Source organism: Mesorhizobium sp. BR1-1-3 (assembly GCF_020165455.1).
GTDB classification, from domain to species: domain Bacteria; phylum Pseudomonadota; class Alphaproteobacteria; order Rhizobiales; family Rhizobiaceae; genus Mesorhizobium; species Mesorhizobium ciceri.
In genome coordinates, this window is record NZ_JAIUIC010000006.1 from 357,712 (window position 1) to 375,444 (window position 17,733).

The 17,733-nt window shown below is 65.3% G+C and carries 14 protein-coding genes; 2 read left to right on the forward strand and 12 right to left on the reverse strand.

Annotation, left to right across the window (positions count from 1 at the left end):
- Positions 1-86: 86 nt before the first annotated feature.
- The 12 genes from LB559_RS16630 to LB559_RS16685 all read right to left on the reverse strand — a co-directional run bounded on the left by LB559_RS16630 (position 87) and on the right by LB559_RS16685 (position 15,037).
- Positions 87-968, reverse strand: a complete 882-nt coding sequence (locus LB559_RS16630) for an EamA family transporter (RefSeq protein WP_127370727.1) — start codon at positions 966-968, stop codon at positions 87-89.
- A gap of 126 nt (positions 969-1,094) precedes the next feature.
- Entirely contained in the window at positions 1,095-2,591 is a 1,497-nt protein-coding gene (locus tag LB559_RS16635) for a sulfatase (RefSeq protein WP_224674525.1), read from the reverse strand.
- Between the two features lie 91 nt (positions 2,592-2,682).
- The gene (locus LB559_RS16640) at positions 2,683-3,651 is read right to left on the reverse strand and encodes an aliphatic sulfonate ABC transporter substrate-binding protein (protein ID WP_411970062.1); all 969 of its coding nucleotides are present in this window, start codon (positions 3,649-3,651) and stop codon (positions 2,683-2,685) included.
- A gap of 27 nt (positions 3,652-3,678) precedes the next feature.
- Positions 3,679-4,437 carry an ABC transporter ATP-binding protein gene (locus LB559_RS16645; protein WP_064994068.1) on the reverse strand — a complete coding sequence of 253 codons (759 nt, stop codon included), beginning with the start codon at positions 4,435-4,437 and terminating at the stop codon, positions 3,679-3,681.
- On the reverse strand, positions 4,437-5,240 hold the full coding sequence (locus tag LB559_RS16650; RefSeq protein WP_224674527.1) for an ABC transporter permease: 804 nt from the start codon (positions 5,238-5,240) through the stop codon (positions 4,437-4,439). The genes LB559_RS16645 and LB559_RS16650 overlap by 1 nt, the downstream gene beginning before the upstream one ends.
- Entirely contained in the window at positions 5,237-6,367 is a 1,131-nt protein-coding gene (locus LB559_RS16655; protein ID WP_027160785.1) for an ROK family transcriptional regulator, read from the reverse strand. The genes LB559_RS16650 and LB559_RS16655 overlap by 4 nt, the downstream gene beginning before the upstream one ends.
- 226 nt (positions 6,368-6,593) lie before the next feature.
- On the reverse strand, positions 6,594-7,679 hold the full coding sequence (locus LB559_RS16660) for a sensor histidine kinase (protein ID WP_127366291.1): 1,086 nt from the start codon (positions 7,677-7,679) through the stop codon (positions 6,594-6,596).
- Between the two features lie 143 nt (positions 7,680-7,822).
- Positions 7,823-9,313 (reverse strand): efflux transporter outer membrane subunit, encoded by a 1,491-nt coding sequence (locus tag LB559_RS16665; RefSeq protein WP_127369601.1) that lies wholly within the window; start codon positions 9,311-9,313, stop codon positions 7,823-7,825.
- 11 nt (positions 9,314-9,324) lie between these two features.
- A complete protein-coding gene (locus LB559_RS16670; protein ID WP_224674528.1) occupies positions 9,325-12,468 on the reverse strand; it encodes an efflux RND transporter permease subunit in 3,144 nt (1,047 codons plus the stop codon).
- Between the two features lie 3 nt (positions 12,469-12,471).
- Entirely contained in the window at positions 12,472-13,743 is a 1,272-nt protein-coding gene (locus tag LB559_RS16675) for an efflux RND transporter periplasmic adaptor subunit (protein WP_063168601.1), read from the reverse strand.
- 245 nt (positions 13,744-13,988) lie between these two features.
- Complete coding sequence (locus tag LB559_RS16680) at positions 13,989-14,195, reverse strand: hypothetical protein (protein WP_024501678.1); 207 nt, start codon at positions 14,193-14,195, stop codon at positions 13,989-13,991.
- A 161-nt stretch (positions 14,196-14,356) separates the two neighbouring features.
- The gene (locus tag LB559_RS16685; RefSeq protein ID WP_224674529.1) at positions 14,357-15,037 is read right to left on the reverse strand and encodes a hypothetical protein; all 681 of its coding nucleotides are present in this window, start codon (positions 15,035-15,037) and stop codon (positions 14,357-14,359) included.
- A gap of 239 nt (positions 15,038-15,276) precedes the next feature.
- Here LB559_RS16685 and LB559_RS16690 point away from each other — a divergent pair, with 239 nt between their 5' ends.
- Positions 15,277-16,005 carry a response regulator gene (locus tag LB559_RS16690; protein WP_224621213.1) on the forward strand — a complete coding sequence of 243 codons (729 nt, stop codon included), beginning with the start codon at positions 15,277-15,279 and terminating at the stop codon, positions 16,003-16,005.
- Complete coding sequence (locus LB559_RS16695) at positions 16,002-17,243, forward strand: ATP-binding protein (RefSeq protein ID WP_224674530.1); 1,242 nt, start codon at positions 16,002-16,004, stop codon at positions 17,241-17,243. Before LB559_RS16690 ends, LB559_RS16695 begins: the two co-directional genes overlap by 4 nt.
- Positions 17,244-17,733 lie beyond the last annotated feature (490 nt).

Below are 17,733 nucleotides of genomic sequence, written 5' to 3' on the forward strand. Positions count from 1 at the left end.
CTGGACAAGGATTGGCCTGATTTCGCGGATCTGGCTGACTGAATTTCGGATTACTCGAAAATACCCAGTGCCGACGAATCGTTCCCCTACTCCGGCGATGGAACCGGCGGCCGTGATGTCAGCGCCGTGCCGAAGGCGGCGACAACAACGGCAGCGATCCCGGCCAGTTGCGTCGCGGTCAGGCTTTCATGCAGGAACAGGAAGCCGGCCAGTGCACCAAGCCCAGGCTCCAGGCAGGTCAGCGTGCCGTAGATGCGCGCCGGCATGCGGGTCAGCGCCACCATCTCCAGGAAGAATGGCAGCGCGCTGGAAAACAGGCCGACCAGCAGCGCGCTGACCAGGATCGACGGCGCCAGCAGCGCGGATCCCGCCTGGGCGACACCGAAGGGCAGCACCAGCACGGCGGCGATGGCCATTCCGTAGGCGGTGGTGCGGGTGCCAAGCTCCGCGCCGGCCTTCTGGGCCAGCACGATGTAGAGCGCCCAGAAGCCGCCGGCCGCCAGCGCCAGCATCACCCCGATCGGATCAAGCGGCGCGAGGGAACGAACGAAGGGCGACAACAGCAGGATGCCGGCCACCGCCAGCGCGATCCAGGCAAAGTCGCTGGCGCGCCGCGAAGTCAAGGTCGCCACCAGAAGCGGGCCGGTAAACTCCAGCGCCACCGCGATGCCGAGCGGAATCCTGGCCAGCGCTGCGTAGAACAGGAGGTTGAGGGCGGCGAGCGTCACCCCATAAGCGACCAGCCACGGCATGGTGGCACGCGAGGGCCGCATCTGCCAGGGCCGCAGCACCGCGATCAGCATCAGCGCACCGATGACCAGCCTGAGCGTCGTCGTCCCTTGCGCGCCGATCTGCGGGAACAGGCCTTTGGCGAAGGTGGCGCCGATCTGGATCGACACCATGGCGCCCATCAGTGCCGCGACAGGCAAGGGCGCCGCTTCGCGACGGGCAATCGGCGTCGATGTCACGTGATCCCATCCTCCATATCGCCGGGTCCAAACCCGACCGGCGGCATGGAGATAGGGCGAACCGGCCGGCCTGTCGTGAGGCAGCGGCAACTGGCTGCTAGGGCACGGCCAAGTGCCGCCGGCCGGTCAGTTCAGGGATTTGCGCCGTGGCGGCGGTGCCGGGTGGCGCTGCTCGAGGGCCGCAGCCGCATCGGTGCGGCCAGTCCGGCGCAGTCTTTCGAGATAGGCCGGCAACTCGCCAAGGCAATGGAACGGCCCGCCTTCCCGGATCACCGTCACCAGCGGGTCGACATCGCTGTCGCTGCGGATGGCCATGGCGCTGCGCCAGTCCTCGAGCAGCCGGCTGGCATGATCGACCACATCGCTTCGGGAGCCTGAGAGATCATGCTGCTCATGCGGATCCTCACTCAGATTGAACAGGCTGACCGGGCCGAAATCCTTGTAGCCGTCATGATAGGTGCGCAGCATCAGCCAGTCGGCCCCGCCGAGCCGGAACCGCACGCCGCGCTGTACCGCCCACGCACCCTGGCTCAGCACCAGGAAATCGCGGCCACCTTCCTCCTTCGCGGCAAGCGCCGGTGCAAAGGAGCGCCCGTCCCAAAGCGCCGGAACGTTGCCGCCGAGCCGGTCGATCAGCGTGGCGGCCCAGTCGAAATGATAGTGAAGGCCGCCATTGACGCCGCGCATGTCCTCGGCGCCGGGCCAGCGGATGACCAGCGGCACGTTGCAGGTGAATTCGTCGGCCGTCTGATGATCACCCCAGACGTTGAGCTCGCCGAGGTTTTCGCCATGATCGGCGCCGATGACGATGATCGTGTCGTCGAACAGGCCTTGCCGCTTCAACTCCTCGACGATGAGACCGACATGATAATCGGCATACAGCACGCCGGTGTCGTAGCCGTCGAACCAAGCCTTGACGGTGTCCATGTCGCTGATCGGCGACGGCATGCGCCGGTATTTCGATCCGCCCGGCTCGACGCCGAAGCCCGAGGGTTCCTGCGGGCTGTGCGGGCCGTAGCCGGCATGGCTCTTCTCGAATACCGCCCTGGTCATCCAGTCGGGAAGCGGCTGGTCGGCGAAGGGGTCGCCGAAAGCGTCCGGCGCGCGATAGGGCGTGTGCGGGTCCCAGACATTGACATGCAGGAACCACTTTTTTGCCGAGCCATTGCGCTTCAGCCAGTCGATCGCCAGGCCCGAAACCTCGTCGGCGTTCTCCATGCCGGCCTTGCCGGGATTGATGATCTCGTTGAAGCCGGCATACCAATGCCAGCAGCCATGCCGTTCGCCAAAACTGCTGATGGTCGTGGTGTGGTAGCCGAGATCGCGCAGCGCCCGCATCCAGCCTTCCTCGTAGAAGGTGCCGGCCCAGGCTCGCTCGGCGCCTTCGCGGAACGGCTCGCAGGCGGTGCCGCCATGGCCGACCACGCCGGTCCGCATTCCGTGGCGGCCGCTCCACAGCGCCGTGCGCGACGGATGGCAAGGCACATCGGACACATAGACGTTCTCGAAGCGGATGCCCTCGCCGGCAAGGCTGTCGATGACGGGAGAGGTGTTGCGATGATAGCCGTAGCAGCCGAGGTGGTCGCGCCTGAGGCTGTCGATGTCGATATAGAGAACGTTCATGGATGGCTCGTCGCTGCTGTGATTGTCAGGAAACAGGCCCCGGTTCGCTGCCGGGGCTTGCGGTTTGCAAGGGGCGATTTCAAGATGGCCGTCAGGCCGAAATGTATTGATCGCCCAGATAATAGTCCTTGGGATCGAGCGAGGTCTCGAGCTTGCCGAAGGTCTTGAACAGGTCGTTCATCGTCGAGAACCAGCCGTTCACGGTGCCGTCCTTGGTCAGCTTGATCAGTTCGGCCGAGGTCATGAAGCGGCCATAGCCGGCCTCCGTCTTCAGCTGGTCGGCCGGAATGCCGAGCAGCTTGGAGGTGATCTCGATCGCCTTGTCCTGGTTGGCGGCACGAAAATCCTGCGCGTCCTTGATGGCGCGCACCACGTTGCGGACGAGATCGGGATTGCCCTCGACCAAATCGTTGCGGGCAATGAAGACGCTCGGAAATGTGGTCTGCGGATAGAAGTCGTCGTTCTTGGCCAGTTCCATCAGATCGGGAACGCTCTTCTGGATGATGCCGACGAACGGATACCAGATGCCGGCCGCGTCGACCTGCTTGGAGGCGAAGGCCGCCACGATGGTGCTCGGGTCCATCTGCACGATGTCGAGGTCGGTCATCGCCATACCGGCCTTGCGCAGCGCCAGCCGCAACAGCATGTCGCCCGAGGTGCCGGCCGCGATCGCGACCTTCTTGCCCTTGAGGCCGGCGATGGACGTGATGCCGGCTTGGGCGATCACCCGGTCCGAGAAGCCGACATCGTTGACGGCGATGATCTTGGCCTTGCCGCTCGCCGGCAGCCACAGCGCGCCCGGTCCGAGATAGCCGAATTCCAGGCTGTTGGCGCCAAGCGCCTGGACCTGGATGGGGCCGTTGGTGAAGACCTTGATATCGGCATCGACGCCGTGCTTGGCATAGAAGCCCTGGTCGGCCGCGACCCCGGCAACGCTGGCGCCCCAGAAATCGCCGTTGTAGCCGATGCGTGCCGCCGTTCCCGCCGCTCCGGCACGGATGCCAGAGGCAGCGAACGCGGCAAGTGCCGCCGATGATGCGATGAGGTTACGTCTTGTCAGTGTCACCATACTCTCCTCCTGTCACTGTTACTGGTGGTAAACGGCTTGCCAGACGCGGTTGCGGATGCTCATGAACTCCGCCGAAAGCCGGATTTCCTCGGTTCTTGGGTAAGGCAGGCCGACGTCGATGATCTCCTTCAGCCTGCCGGGCCGCGCCGCCATGACGATGACGCGGTTGGCGAGGTAGACCGCCTCGTCGACATCGTGGGTGATGAACATCACGGTGCGCCGCTCCCGGCTCCAGGTGTCGAGCAACTGGTCCTGGAGCTGCACGCGGGTCAGTGCGTCGAGCGCCCCGAAGGGCTCGTCCATCAAAAGGATCGAGGGATCGACCGCATAGGCCCGGGCGATCGCGCAACGCTGCTTCATGCCGCCCGAAAGCGTCTTCGGCAGCGCGTCGGCGAAGTCGCCAAGGCCGACGAGATCGATGAAACGCTCGGCGATCTGCCGGCGGCGCGAAGCTTCCTCGCCCTTGATGCGCAGCCCGAACTCGACGTTCTGGCGTACGGTGAGCCAGGGAAACAGCGCGTATTGCTGGAAGATCATGCCGCGCTCCGGACCCGGCCCCTCGACCGCCTTGCCATCGACCAGCACGGTGCCCTCGCTCGGCTTCAGCAGGCCGGCCGCGATGTTGAGCGCGGTCGACTTACCGCAGCCGGACGGACCGACGACGGTGACGAATTCGCCGTCGGCGATGTCGAGCGACAGCCGGTCAAGCGCGACGAAGGCATTGTCCTTGAGGTCGAACCGGCGCGTGACCTTGTCGAAGACGATCTTGGGCGGCATCACACGCGCTCCTGCCAGACGGTCAGCCGGCGCTCGATCACCAAAAGGATGCGATCCATGGCAAGGCCGAGAAGGCCGATGGTGATCAGGCTGACGAAGATGGTCGGCAGGTCGTAGTAGAGTTGCGCCTGCTGCATGCGGAAACCGAGGCCGGCCTGCGCGGCGATCAGTTCGGCGGCCACCAGCGTCGCCCAGGCCGAGCCGAGGCCGATGCGCACGCCGACCAGGATGAACGGCGTCGATGCGGGAATGATGACGCGCAGGAAGATGGTCATGTCCTTGGCGCCGAGCACGCGCGCGGCGTTGATCATCGTCTTGTCGACGCTGATGACGCCCTGATAGGTGGCAACGACGCTGGCCAGGAAGGAGGCCAGGAAGATGACGAAGATCTTTGGCGTCTCGTCGATGCCCATCGTTACGATCGCCAGCGGAATGATGGCCAGCGGCGGGATCATGCGGAAGAACTGCAGGTACGGCTCGATAAGCGAGCGCGCGACCTTGTACCAGCCCATGACGAAGCCGACCGGGATCGCCAGGATGACGCCGAGGAGAAAGCCGGTCATCACCCGAGCAAGGCTCGACATGATGTCGGTGGCGAGCTGCCCGTTTGCAATCAGATCGATAAACCTGGACGCAACCTGTGGCGGTGGCGGCAGGCCCACCGCGCCGCCCGCCGTCAGCACCCACCAGATGGCGATGCCGGCGACGAGCCCGCAGAGATTGAGCGCGAGACCGCGATAGTCGATACCCCGATCCTCGTTCGAGCCGCCGCCGGAGCGTGTCGTCTTCGACGCTTCGCTCATCGCGACACCCCCGAATAGAAAAAATGGTCGAGCGCCGCCGCAGCAGCACCGATGGCGCCGGCACCTGGGCCAAGGCTCGACCGCTCGACCCGCAGCACGTCGCGCATCGGCGGCAGGACGCGTGGCGGAACGCCCCGCCTTATATGATCGATGAAGCTTTCCGGGGCTTCGGCCAGGTGACCGCCAAAGACGATCAGATCGGGATTGAGCAAATTGGTCGCCGTCGCTATGGCCGTCGTCAGATGCCGGAGCGCCGCGTTCCAGACGTCGGGGTATTTCTCCACCGCGGCCAGCAGGCGCCTGGGATGAGGCGTGTCGATATGGGCGGCGCGGGCCAGCGCGCGTTCGGACAGGAATGTCTCCAGGCAGCCCACATTGCCGCAGGCGCAACGCTCGCCATCCTCGACCACCTGGACATGGCCGAGCTCGACGGCCCCGTAGCCGCCGGGACGGAACGGCATGCCGTTGATCACCAGGCCGGCGCCGAGCCCGGTGCGCAGATAGATGTAGAGCAGCGCGGTCGTGTCGCGCCCGATGCCGTAGCGCGATTCCGCCAGCGCCATCGCGCTGACATTGTGCTCGACCACCACCGGCATGCGCAGCGCCGTTTCGAGCTCGTCGGCGAACGGCACGTCCTTCCAGTCGTAATTGACCGACTGCAGGTTGCGGCGGCGCTTGGTGTCCACCGGTCCCGGCACGCCGAGCCCCAGGCCGATCAGGCGCGAACGGTCGACGCCGGTCTTCTTGATCAATTGCTCGACGATCCGCACCACCATGCCGATCACCGCAGCGGGTTCGCTGGTGGCGGTGTCGAAATGCTGCGAGGCCATGGCTTTCGAGGCGGCCCTGAGGTCGGTGATGGTCGCGTCGATCGTTCCCGCGCCAATGTGCACGCCAACCACGGACAGGGCGTCGGGCACCAGCGCGACGCCGATCGCCGGCCGGCCGACGGGTGCATCGCCGGCAGTGGCCTGGTTGAGCTCGACCACGGTGCCTTCCCGCAGGAGATGGGCCGTCAGATGGGTCAGGGCGGTGGGTGACAGCGAGGTGCGCCGCGCCAGTTCGGCGCGCGACTGCGGACCGTCGTCGCGCAGGATTCGCAGGATCGCTCCGTGGTGCGCGCCCATTCTTCCTCCCTATTATTTTCTAATGTTAATAAATTAATTAAGCCTGTCAAGCACGGCAAAGCGCGGCTTGCGACTGGCGTCGATGCACCTGGGTTTCACCCTCCCCTGCCGCTGGAGTAGGGGCATTGACGCGAGGGGAGATAGCGGGGAAGGCAAGGCCGTCATGAGTAGGTCGAAGATCAGCCAAGCGGAGACGGCCACCTATGCCGCTTGGCTCCCGCGCGCGCTAAGCTGCGGTGGCAGCCGAGCGCTTGAACAGGATGGTCACCCGCGTGCCCTCGCCGGCGCTCGACGTCACGTCGAACTCCGCCTTGGCATTCTCGGTCAGCGAGCGGGCGATCAGCGCGCCGAGTTTGCCGCGCTTGGGCCAGCTCTCGCCGTCCGGCAGGCCAATGCCGTCATCGGCGACCACGATGCGGCAGCCATCGCCGTCAACGATGCTGTGCAGCGTGATCGTACCGCCGTCGCGCCCCTGGAAGGCATGTTTGAGCGCATTGGTCAAAAGTTCGTTCACCACCAGCCCGGTCGGCATGGCGACATTGATCGACACCGGATAGGTGTCGACCTTCATGTCGAGGCGGATGCCCTCGACCGCATGCGAGTTCATGACCGCCGACGCGATCTGGCTGAGATAGACACCAAGATCGACCTCATCCTTGCCATCGTCCCCCGACAGCGTCTGGTAGAGGATCGCCAGCGCATCGACGCGCCCCGCCAGCCTCTCGAAACGCTTCTGGTCCGGTTCGGCCGCGTTGCGCGTCTCCATCCGGATCAGCGCGGTGATCATCTGCAGATTGTTCTTCACCCGGTGCTGGAGTTCGCGCAGCAGCGTGTCCTTCTCACGGATGCGCTCGTCGATCGATCGCGCATCTTCGGTTTCGCCATGGGCCGAAACGTCGACCAGCGCCACCAGCCGGAAGCAGGCCTTGCCATTGTCGTCCTCGATGACGTTGGAATAGACGTCGACGATAGTCGGTTGGCCTTCCTTCCGCTCCAGCCGGAACGTGCCGATGAAATCAGTGTCCTCGACCACGGCCTCGAACAGCGGCCGGTCCTTCTGCTTGTGCAGGCCGGTGCCGGAAAGCGCCGCCCAGTGTTGGCGAGCGAGCATCGCCGCCTTGAGGCCGGACAGTTTCTCGAATTCCGGATTGGCATAGACGACACGCTCCTTCGAACCCAGGTCCGAGACGGCAATGGCGATCGGCACCTGGTCGAGGAACTTCTTGAACTGTTCGCTTTCGAGCGCGCTGGCAAGGTCCGGCGTTTCGAGCAGCTGCCCGACCGCTTCGGCCTTCTGTGTATCGGATGTCATCTGCGGCGCCTATGCTGTGTGGGCACCATCAATAACAGCGATGCGATCACCCCGCCATCGCCAAACATGGAGTCCGCATTTTCACGCCCCGCATCGGCGATGGCGGCGTGTCTGCCGAATTGACGCCGCTGCCTGAGAGCGCCTCAGGAGGCCGGCTTCGACGCCAGCCGTGGACCGGCCTTGACGTCGACGATCTCCGGCTTGGCGCTGTCGACCGCGCCATCCCAGCCGCCGCCGAGCGCCTTGTTGAGGGCGATGTAGTTGGTCGCCAGCAGGACGCGGCTTTGCAGCAGCGAGTCCTCGGCCGAATAGAGCGAGCGCTGGGCGTCGAGCACGTCGAGGAGGCTTGTCTCGCCGGCCTTGTAGAGCGTGCCTTCGAGACTTGCCGCCTCGCCATAGGACTTCGCGGACGAGGCGAGCTTGCCGATCCGGATGCGCTCCTGCGACAACAGCACCAGCGCGTTCTCGACATCCTCGAGCGCCGTCAGCACCGAAGACCGGTAAGCGATGAAATACTGATCGCGTTGCGCCTTGGCGACCTCGACGGCCGCCTGCAATTGGCCGGCATTGAACAGCGGCACACTCAGCGTCGGCCCGAACGACCAGCCGATCGACGAATTCTTGCCGAGATCGCCAAGCTTCAGCGCCGCCGTGCTGATGTCTCCCGTCAGGCTGACCGATGGATAGCGGGCGGCTTCGGCCTGGCCGATCTTGGCGGTATATTGCGCATATTGGCGCTCCGCCATGCGCAAATCGGGCCGCGATAGCAGGAGGTCGGCGGGAATTCCGGTGGGCATCGGCAGGCGCGGTGCAGGAATGGGCGCGACCCGCTTCAGCCGCTCGTTGAGCGAGGCAGGCGGCCGGCCGGCCAACACCGCGAGACGATGCACGGCCTGCGTATAACTTGCCTCCAGCGTCGGAACGGCGGCTTCGGTGCTCGCTGCCTGCCCCATCGCCTTGGCGACATCGGCGGCGGTCGCCGTGCCCGCCTGCGCCATGGTGCGGGTAAGTTCGGCGGTCTGTCTTTGCGACGCGGCCGAACGACGGGCGAGCGCGATGCGGGCCTGGTAGCCGCGCGCCTGAGTATAATAGGAAGCGACATCGCCGACCAGGGTGAGAAGCGTCGAGCGCAGTTCCTCCTGCGAGGCGTTCAGCCCGTAGCGCGCGGCCTCTACGCCCCTCCGGTTGGCGCCGAACAGGTCGAGCTCCCAGCTTGCATCGAAGCCGGCCTGGTACTCGCTGTAGGTGGCGTCAGAGCCTGATGTGGTCTCGGCCGACTTGTTGCGGGAGGCCGAGCCGGAGCCGTCGGCCGAAGGCAGCAATGTGCCGGCACTCTGGCGATAGCTGGCGCGCGCCTCGCGGATTTTTGCCTTGGCGGTGGCGACATCGAGATTGCCGGCAACCGCTTCCTCGACAAGCGTGTTCAGCTCGGGATCGCGTAGCCGCTGCCACCATTTTGACAGTCGTGCCGGCTGGGCAGGCTTTGTCGGCTTCTGGCCGCTCCAATTCGCCGGCATTGCCATTATCGGTGTCTGATAATCCGGACCGACGACGCATCCCGCGAGCAGGACAGCGGTGAGCATAGGCGCAAGAAGCCGCCTCGCGGCCACCGAGCCACGTTCCAAACCTGTCATGTGAAGTTTCCTTATTGCTGGGTGGCCGTCACCGGCGTCTCGCCCGTATCTGGTTTGGCCGCCCTGCCCTTGAAGATGCGCCGCACCGTGACGAACAATAGCGGCACCAGGAAGACGCCGATCACCGTCGCCGCGATCATGCCGCCCATCACGCCGATGCCGACCGAGTTCTGCGCGCCCGAGCCCGCACCGCTGGCGATCGCCAGCGGCAGCACACCGAGGATGAAGGCCAGCGACGTCATCAGGATCGGCCGCAGCCGTTGTCGCGCCGCCTCCAGCGTCGCCTCGACCAGCCCCATCCCGGCGGCTTGCCGCTCGATGGCGAACTCGACGATGAGGATGGCGTTCTTGGCGGCGAGACCGATCGTGGTCAAAAGGCCGACCTTGAAATAAACGTCGTTGGACTGGCCGAACAGGCTGGCCGCCAGCAGCGCGCCGAAGATGCCGATCGGCACCGACAGCATGACCGCGAACGGGATCGACCAGCTCTCATAAAGTGCGGCCAGGCACAGGAACACCACAAGTGCCGAAATCGCATACAGCGACAGCGCCTGGTTGCCGGAAAGCTTCTCCTGGTGCGACAGCCCGGTCCACTCGTGCGAATAGCCGGCGGGCAGTTGCGCGACGAGCTTGTCGATCTCGTCCATGGCGGCACCCGAGCTGACGCCCGTGGCCGCCGCGCCCTGGATCTCGACCGCCGCCGACCCATTGTAGCGCTCCAGCCTGGGCGAGCCGAATGTCCAGTGGCTGGAGGCAAAGGCAGAGAACGGCACCATGGCGCCGCTGGCGTTGCGGACCTGCCATTTGTCCAAATCTTCCGGCTGCATGCGGAAGTTCGGGTCCGACTGCAGATAGACCGGTTTCACCCGCCCGCGATCGATGAAGTCGTTGACGTAATCGCTGCCCCAGGCGGTGGAAAGCGTGTTGTTGATGTCGGCCAGGCTGACGCCCAGCGCGCTGGCCTTCTCCTGGTCGATATCGACCGAGAATTGCGGCTGGTCTTCCTGGCCGTTGGGCCTTGTGTTGGCGAGCATCTTGTTCTGCCCGGCCAGGGCCAGAAGCTGGTTGCGCGTCTGGATCAGCGCGTCATGGCCGGCGCCGTTGACGTCCTGCAGGTAGAAGTCGAAGCCGTTGGTGTTGCCGAAGCCCTGGATGGCGGGAGGCGCGAGCGCGAAGACTTGCGCGTCCCTGATCTTCGAAAACGCGCCCATCGCCCGGCCGGCGATGGCCTGCGCGGCGGAAGCCGGCGATTTGCGCAGGTCGAAATCCTTCAGCCGCACGAAAGCGATGCCGACATTCTGCCCTGCGCCGCCGAAGCCGAAGCCGGAGGCGGTGAACACCCCGTCGACGACGTCCTTCTCCTGGTTGAGATAATGGTCGGTCACTTCTGCCAGCACGCGCTCCGTGCGATCCTGCGTCGCGCCGACCGGCAGCTGCACGCTGGTGATCAGGATGCCCTGGTCCTCTTCCGGCAGGAACGAGCTCGGCAGCCGGGCAAACATCCAGCCCACGGCAACGACGATGGCCAGGAACACGACGAGGAAGCGCCAGGATCGGTTGATGATGCCGTGCGAGCCGTCGCGGTAGGCAAGCGTGCCGCGGTCGAAGACACGGTTGAACCAGCCGAACGGGCCGGTCTGCGTCGCATGGTCCTTGGGCGGCCGCAGGATGGTGGCGCAAAGTGCGGGCGTCAGCACAAGGGCGACCAGCACGGACAGCACCATCGCCGAGACGATGGTCACCGAGAATTGCCGGTAGATGATGCCGGTCGAGCCGCCGAAGAAAGCCATCGGCACGAACACGGCCGAAAGCACCGTGGCGATGCCGATCAGCGCGCCGGTGATTTCGTGCATCGACTTGCGCGTCGCCTCCTTCGGCGACAGGCCTTCCTCCTGCATCACGCGTTCGACATTCTCGACGACGACGATGGCGTCGTCGACCAAGAGGCCGATGGCCAGCACCATGGCGAACATGGTCAGTGTGTTGACGGAATAGCCGAACAGCGACAGCACGCCGAACGTGCCGAGCAGCACCACCGGCACGGCGATCGTCGGGATGATGGTGGCGCGCAAATTCTGCAGGAAGATGAACATCACCAGGAACACCAGCACGATCGCTTCGGCCAGCGTCTTGACCACCTCCTCGATCGACAGCCGCACGAAAGGCGAGGTGTCGTAGGGATAGACGACCTCGACCCCTTGCGGGAAGGTCGAGCTCAGCCGGGCGATCGTCGAACGCACCGCTTCGGCGGTGTTGATGGCGTTGGCGCCGGTCGCCAGATTGACGGCGACGCCGGCCGCCGGCTTGCCGTTGTAATTGGCCTGCGTCGTGTAGCTTTCGGCGCCGAGTTCGACGGTGGCGACATCGTTGAGGCGGACCAGCGAGCCGTCGGTCTGGCTCTTCAGGATGATGTTGCGGAACTGTTCGGCGGTCTGCAGCCGGCTCTTGGCCGTCACCGTGGCATTGAGCTGCTGGCCCTTGCGCGCCGGCAGGCCGCCGAGCTGGCCGGCCGAAACCTGCGTGTTCTGTGCCTCGATGGCGGTCGCCACATCGCTCGGCATCAGGGCATATTTGGCGAGCTGGTCCGGATCGAGCCAGATGCGCATGGCATAGCCGGAGCCGAACAGCTGCGTCGAGCCGACGCCTTCGACGCGCTTCAGCGTGTCGTTGACGGTGGCGTCGACATAGTCGGCGAGATCGGTCGAGTTCATCTTGGCGTCGGTCGAGACGAAGCCGATGACCATCAGGAAGCCGGTCGAGGATTTGGAGACGGTGATGCCGTTGCTCTGCACCACCTGCGGCAGCTGCGACTGCACCAGCTGCAGCTTGTTTTGCGTCTGCACCTGGGCGGTATCGGGATCGGCCGCTGTGGTGAAGGTCAGCGTGATCGAGGCCGAACCGGTCGAGGTCGACGTCGCCGTCATGTAGTCGAGATTGTCGATACCGGTCATGCCTTGCTCGATGACCTTGGTCACCGAGTTCTCGACCGTCTGCGCGTCGGCGCCCGGATAGGTGGCGCTGATGTTGACTGTCGTCGGCGCAATCTGCGGATATTGCGAGATCGGCAGCGAGGTGAGCGCCAGGAGGCCGCCCAGCATGATCACGATGGCGATCACCCAGGCGAAGATCGGCCGGTTGATGAAGAATAGTGACATCGCTCAGTTCCCGGTCGCGGCGGCAGGCGCCGGTTTCGCCGCATTGGACGCGGCCGGTGCGGCGGACGTGCTCTGCCCGCGGTCCTTGACCTCGCCGGTCGTCTCGTCGATCGTCACTTCGACACCCGTCGCATCGCCGCCGGGGCGCACCAGTTGCATGCCCTCGACGATGACGCGGTCGCCGTCGCCGACACCCGAATCCACCAGCCAGTTGTTGCCGACGCTGTTGCGCACGGCGAGCACGCGCGTCTCGACCTTGCCCTGCGCATTGATGACCATGGCGGTGGCCTCGCCCTTGGTGTTGCGGCTGACGGCACGCTGCGGCACCAGGAAACTGTTCTGGGCAACGCCCTCCTCGACCAGTGCCCGCACATACATGCCGGGCAGAAGCAGGCGGTCGGGATTGGGGAACTCGGCCCTGAGCGCAAAGGTGCCGGTGGTCTGGTCGACATTGGCGCCGGCGAATTCCAGCTTGCCGGTCTGCGTGTAGATGGTGCCGTTCTCGAGCTTCAGCTTCACGCTGACATTGGGCCCGCTGAACTTCAGCCGCCCTTCCGAGATCGCCTGGCGCAGATTGAGCAGGTTGGTGCTCGACTGCGTGACGTCGACATTGATCGGATCGAGGGCACGGATGGTGGTCAGCACCGTGTCCTGGTTCGCGGTCACCAGCGCGCCCGGCGTCAGCGTGGACTTGTCGATGCGCCCGGCGATCGGTGCCGTGATGGAGGTCCGGTCGAGGCTGATGCGCGCCGTCTCGGCACTGGCCTTGGCCGAGGCGACATCGGCTTGCGCCTGCGCCAGCGTGGCGGCGGCATCGTCATAATCCTGTTTGGAAACAACGTTCTGCTTCAACAGGCCGGCATAACGGTCGAACTTGGCCTGCGCCGTAGGCACCGCCGCTTCCGCCTTCTGCTGTGCGGCGACCGCGCTGTCGTAGGACGCCTTGTAGCTCGCCGGATCGATGAGGTAGAGCGGCTGTCCAGCCGCCACCTCGCTGCCCTCCTTGAACAGGCGCTGCTGGATAATGCCGTTCACCTGCGGGCGCACTTCGGCAACCAGCGAGGCCGCCGTGCGTCCCGACAGTTCGGCGGTGATCGCCACCGATTGCGGATGCAGGGTGACGACGCCGACTTCCGGTTTGCCGGGCGCGCCCATGCCTGCGGGGGCGCTGCTCTCCTGCGAGCAGGCCGCCAGCAGAAAGGCGGATGCGAACATCGCGGTCCAGGGCGCCAGACGGCGTGCCGGCTGCAAAGACGGGCTAGGCTGGATAGACATGGACTGAATGATCTTTCGCTGGAGTTGCGGGCGCGGGCAATCGACCGCTTGGTCGAGGCATGCCGGCCGATATCTTGATGGTGGGCCGCGCCGGTCTGCGGGCGGCGACGAGCAATGCTTCGAAGCGGCTCATGTCGCGCTCCTTCTCGGCGGCCGGAGCTGCTCGAAGGTCGAGTAGCCGGCCGCGATGCCCACCAACATCATTATGCCGATCAGCGAGGACATGCCAAGCGCCTTGCCGGAATTCACGCGATCTTGCGGTCATGATGCCCATGGTTGTCGAGCGGCTGCGACAGCGGGAGCGACAACCGCCAGGCGGCGAAACTCAGGCGGATCGCGCCCTTCAGCGTGTCGACCGGCGGGGCCAGCGGCATGCCTCGCCCGACAGGACCGAACGAGAGCCTCGGGCTGGCGGACGCGAGCAGCCGCAGCATGATCATGGCTTCCCACATTGTCGTGCTTCCATTGCAGGGTTCGAATTGGGCATGGTTCCGAATTGGCGCGATTCGAACTGGGCGTGATCGAAACGAGGATGGCGGAGATACGCCCGCCATCCCCGGAGAACCGGCCGACCCGAGAACGGGTTGGGTACCGGGCCGGCCGGTGCAGTCGGTCAGAGTTGCTCGTCGTTCCCGGGCTGGGGCGGGAGCTGCCTGCCATCGTTGGGCAGGCCTCTGGGGCCGGCTGCATCGTTCGGCGGACCGCCCCAGGGACCGGGGGGTGATCCATGGGCACGTTCCGCCGAAGCGAGGAGTTCGAGTTGTTCGGGCGTCAGCTTGGCGCGCAGTTCAGCGATCGCCTCCTTCAGTCTGCCGGCCGAAACCGCGCGGGCGGTAACTTCGTCGGCCAGCTTTTCCTGGAATGCGAAGGGATCGGGCTTGCCGCCCGGGCCTGCTGCGTCGGGGTCCTTCGCTTCAGCACCAACGGGCCGCCCGCGGTCAGGCCGAGGCTGCGAAAGCACCGCCTGCAGCGCGCTGGTGTAGTCGCGCCAGGCGTCGAGTTGTTCGGTGCGGATGCCGACGCGGGTCTCCAGCGCAGCGAGCCGGGCGGCCAGCATGAATTCCGGCGGCGGACCCATGCGGCGGGGGCCAAAGCCTTGCGGGCCGAAACCCTGCGAACCAGGCCGCATCGGTCCATGCGGGCCGGGTCCATTCCGGCCGTGGCCTGCCCCATCCTGCATGGCCATGACAGGGGACGGCTCACCGGGTCCGGCGCCGGGGTCGGGCTGCGCCGCCAGCGCGGGGTGAATTGCGGCGAGGGAAAACAGGCCGAGCGCAAGAAGTCTGCTTGGCATAAAGATGTTCCTTTCTCTCATGCTTCGGACGGTTCAGAGGATAGGAAGCGTCTTTGTCCGCTTCGCGTCGGCGTGTTGCCGAAGGTTTCCGCAAAAGGGCAATTTGTTTCCGAATGTTTCCCATGGCCCGCCGGAAACGTTCGGTTGCAATTTTCCACGCCGCTCGGGCGCGGCTCTCCTATAATCGCGGCAAGCCCCTGCAATCACGGGTCCCAATATTCATCGGCAACGGCACGGTCATGCAGTCACAACCCCATATCCTCGTCGTCGACGACGACCGCGAGATCAGGACGCTTCTCCAGCGTTACCTCGACAGCCAGGGCTTTCGCGTCACGGCGGCGGCGGACCGGCGCGAATGCGAGCAACGGCTTGGCTCCGGCCAATTCGACCTGATCGTGCTCGACGTGATGCTGCCGGACGGCTCGGGGCTCGATATCTGCCGCGGTTTGCGCGACCGCAAGCCGCACACCCCGGTCATCCTGCTGACTGCGCTGAAAGAAGATGTCGACCGCATCATCGGCCTGGAACTCGGCGCCGACGACTATCTCGGCAAGCCGTTCAACCCGCGTGAGCTCATTGCCCGCATCCGCGCCGTGCTCAGGCGCTCGACGCCCGAGGATGCGCCCGCGCCGCCGCGCGCGCGCATCTACCGCTTCGCCAGCTACAGGCTGGAGCCGGACACCCGCAAGGTCACGGACGCGCAAGGCGCGGCCGTCGACCTCACCGGCGCAGAGTTCGACCTTTTGCAGGTGTTTCTCGACCGCCCCGGCCGGCTTTTGTCGCGTGACCAGCTTCTCGACCTGACGCAAGGCCGCGAGCGTGACCCGCTCGAGCGTTCGGTCGATGTGCTGGTGAGCCGGCTGCGCCGCAAATTTTCCGACACCGGCGACGGGCCGCTGTTCAAGACCGTGCGCAATGGCGGCTACCAGCTCACCGCGCGCGTCGAGACCGTGGAGAGCCACCCGTGAATTCGCTGCGCCGTCGTCTCATCCTGCTGCTGGTCGCCTCGATCGTCGGCGTCGTCGGCCTGGCGACCGCCGCCGTCATCAGCGTGCGCGGCGGCGGACCGCCGCCGGAACTGACCGTGCCCTGGATTGCCCAACAGATGGAACTGGTGGTGCGGCTCTTGCCGGGGCCGATCCCCGACGTCCTGCGGGTGCAATTCGCCGACCATCCGGCGGGCGGCAAGGTGGCTCGTGCCGAAACGGCGATGCTCAACGACATCCTGCACCGCCGTGGCCTCGACTTTCCCGCGGTCGTCAACGAGAAGCCGGACGAACCCGGCCAGATCGCATCGATGCACCTGCCTGACAGCCGCTGGGCGATCATGGAGGTGCCGCACCTCAAGCCGCCGCGGCGCGAATGGCTGGTTCTGGCCGGCTGGATCTCGCTGATCGTGGCCGGCGCCACGGCGGTGTCGGTCTATTTCACCTCGGTGCTGATCCGCCCGCTTGAGATGCTGGAGGCCGCCGTCTCCAAGATCGGATCGGATGGCGTGCTGGCGGCGGTGCCGGAAGTGGGTTCGGCCGAGGTCAAGGCCACCGCGCATGCGCTGAACCAGCTCTCGTCGCGGCTGCGGACCGCCATGGAAAGCCGCATGCGGCTGGTCGCGGCTGCCGGCCATGATCTGCGCACGCCGATGACGCGCATGCGGCTGCGCGCCGAATTCCTGGACGACGAACGCGACAAATGGCTTCACGACCTCGACGAACTCGATCGCATCGCCGACAGCGCCATCCGCCTGGTGCGCGAAGAGGTCAACCAGGACGCCGTCGAAGCGGTGGACCTGGCAAAGACGGTGCGCGATATCGAAGCCGAGATGGTGTCGCTCGGCCATGCCGTCTCGATCGGGCACCTGGAAAAGGTTTGCGTGCGCGCCGGCGCGCTCGGCCTGCGCCGCGCCTTGCGCAACCTGATCGTCAACGCCGCCACCCATGGCAAGGCGTGCCGCATCGACCTGGCCGCGACCGACAATCGCGCCGTGCTGACCATATCGGACCATGGGCCGGGCATCCCCCCGGAACTCCTGAACAAGGCGTTCGAGCCCTTTTTCCGCGTCGACCCCGGCCGCCTGCAATCGATCCCCGGAGCTGGTCTTGGCCTCGCCATCGCCAAGGAAATCATCGAGCGCTACGGAGGCACGGTAACACTGGAAAACCGCCGGGGCGGCGGGCTGGAGCAGACGGTGGTGTTCGACGCGGTGTGAGGGTTGGCGGTCAGCCGAGTAACGGGCGTTGCGCGTGGCAACGACGAAAAACAGAGACGATGCTGCACCGCGCAAAGCTAATGGTTCCAAATCATTTCTCACGGAGCCAGGGCCGGATCCATATAGATAAAATATAGATTACGGAATTTCCTGTGATCTAACAAAGAACTAGGCTCTCAAGCCACGAGCTCGCAAATCAACCGAGGCGGGAACATCGGCAAAATTTAAACCACAGCGTTAAGTTCTGAGAAAAACCGCCAGAATTGACGAGAAGCGCTCGGTTTTCTCATTTTTTTAGCGCTTGCTCACATAAGTATTTCAGCTGGGTAGATTTTTTGTGTTGCGCCGCACAATGCCGTAGCCGAACGATCTCCTGGGGGACTCGTTTGCGACTGGATATGCGCCGTGGAGGATCCCGCCAGGTTGACCAGCTTGAGCCACCCGTCCGTCGATTTCGAGCGTAGGTTTGACGATGCCTGCGCTCTGGCGG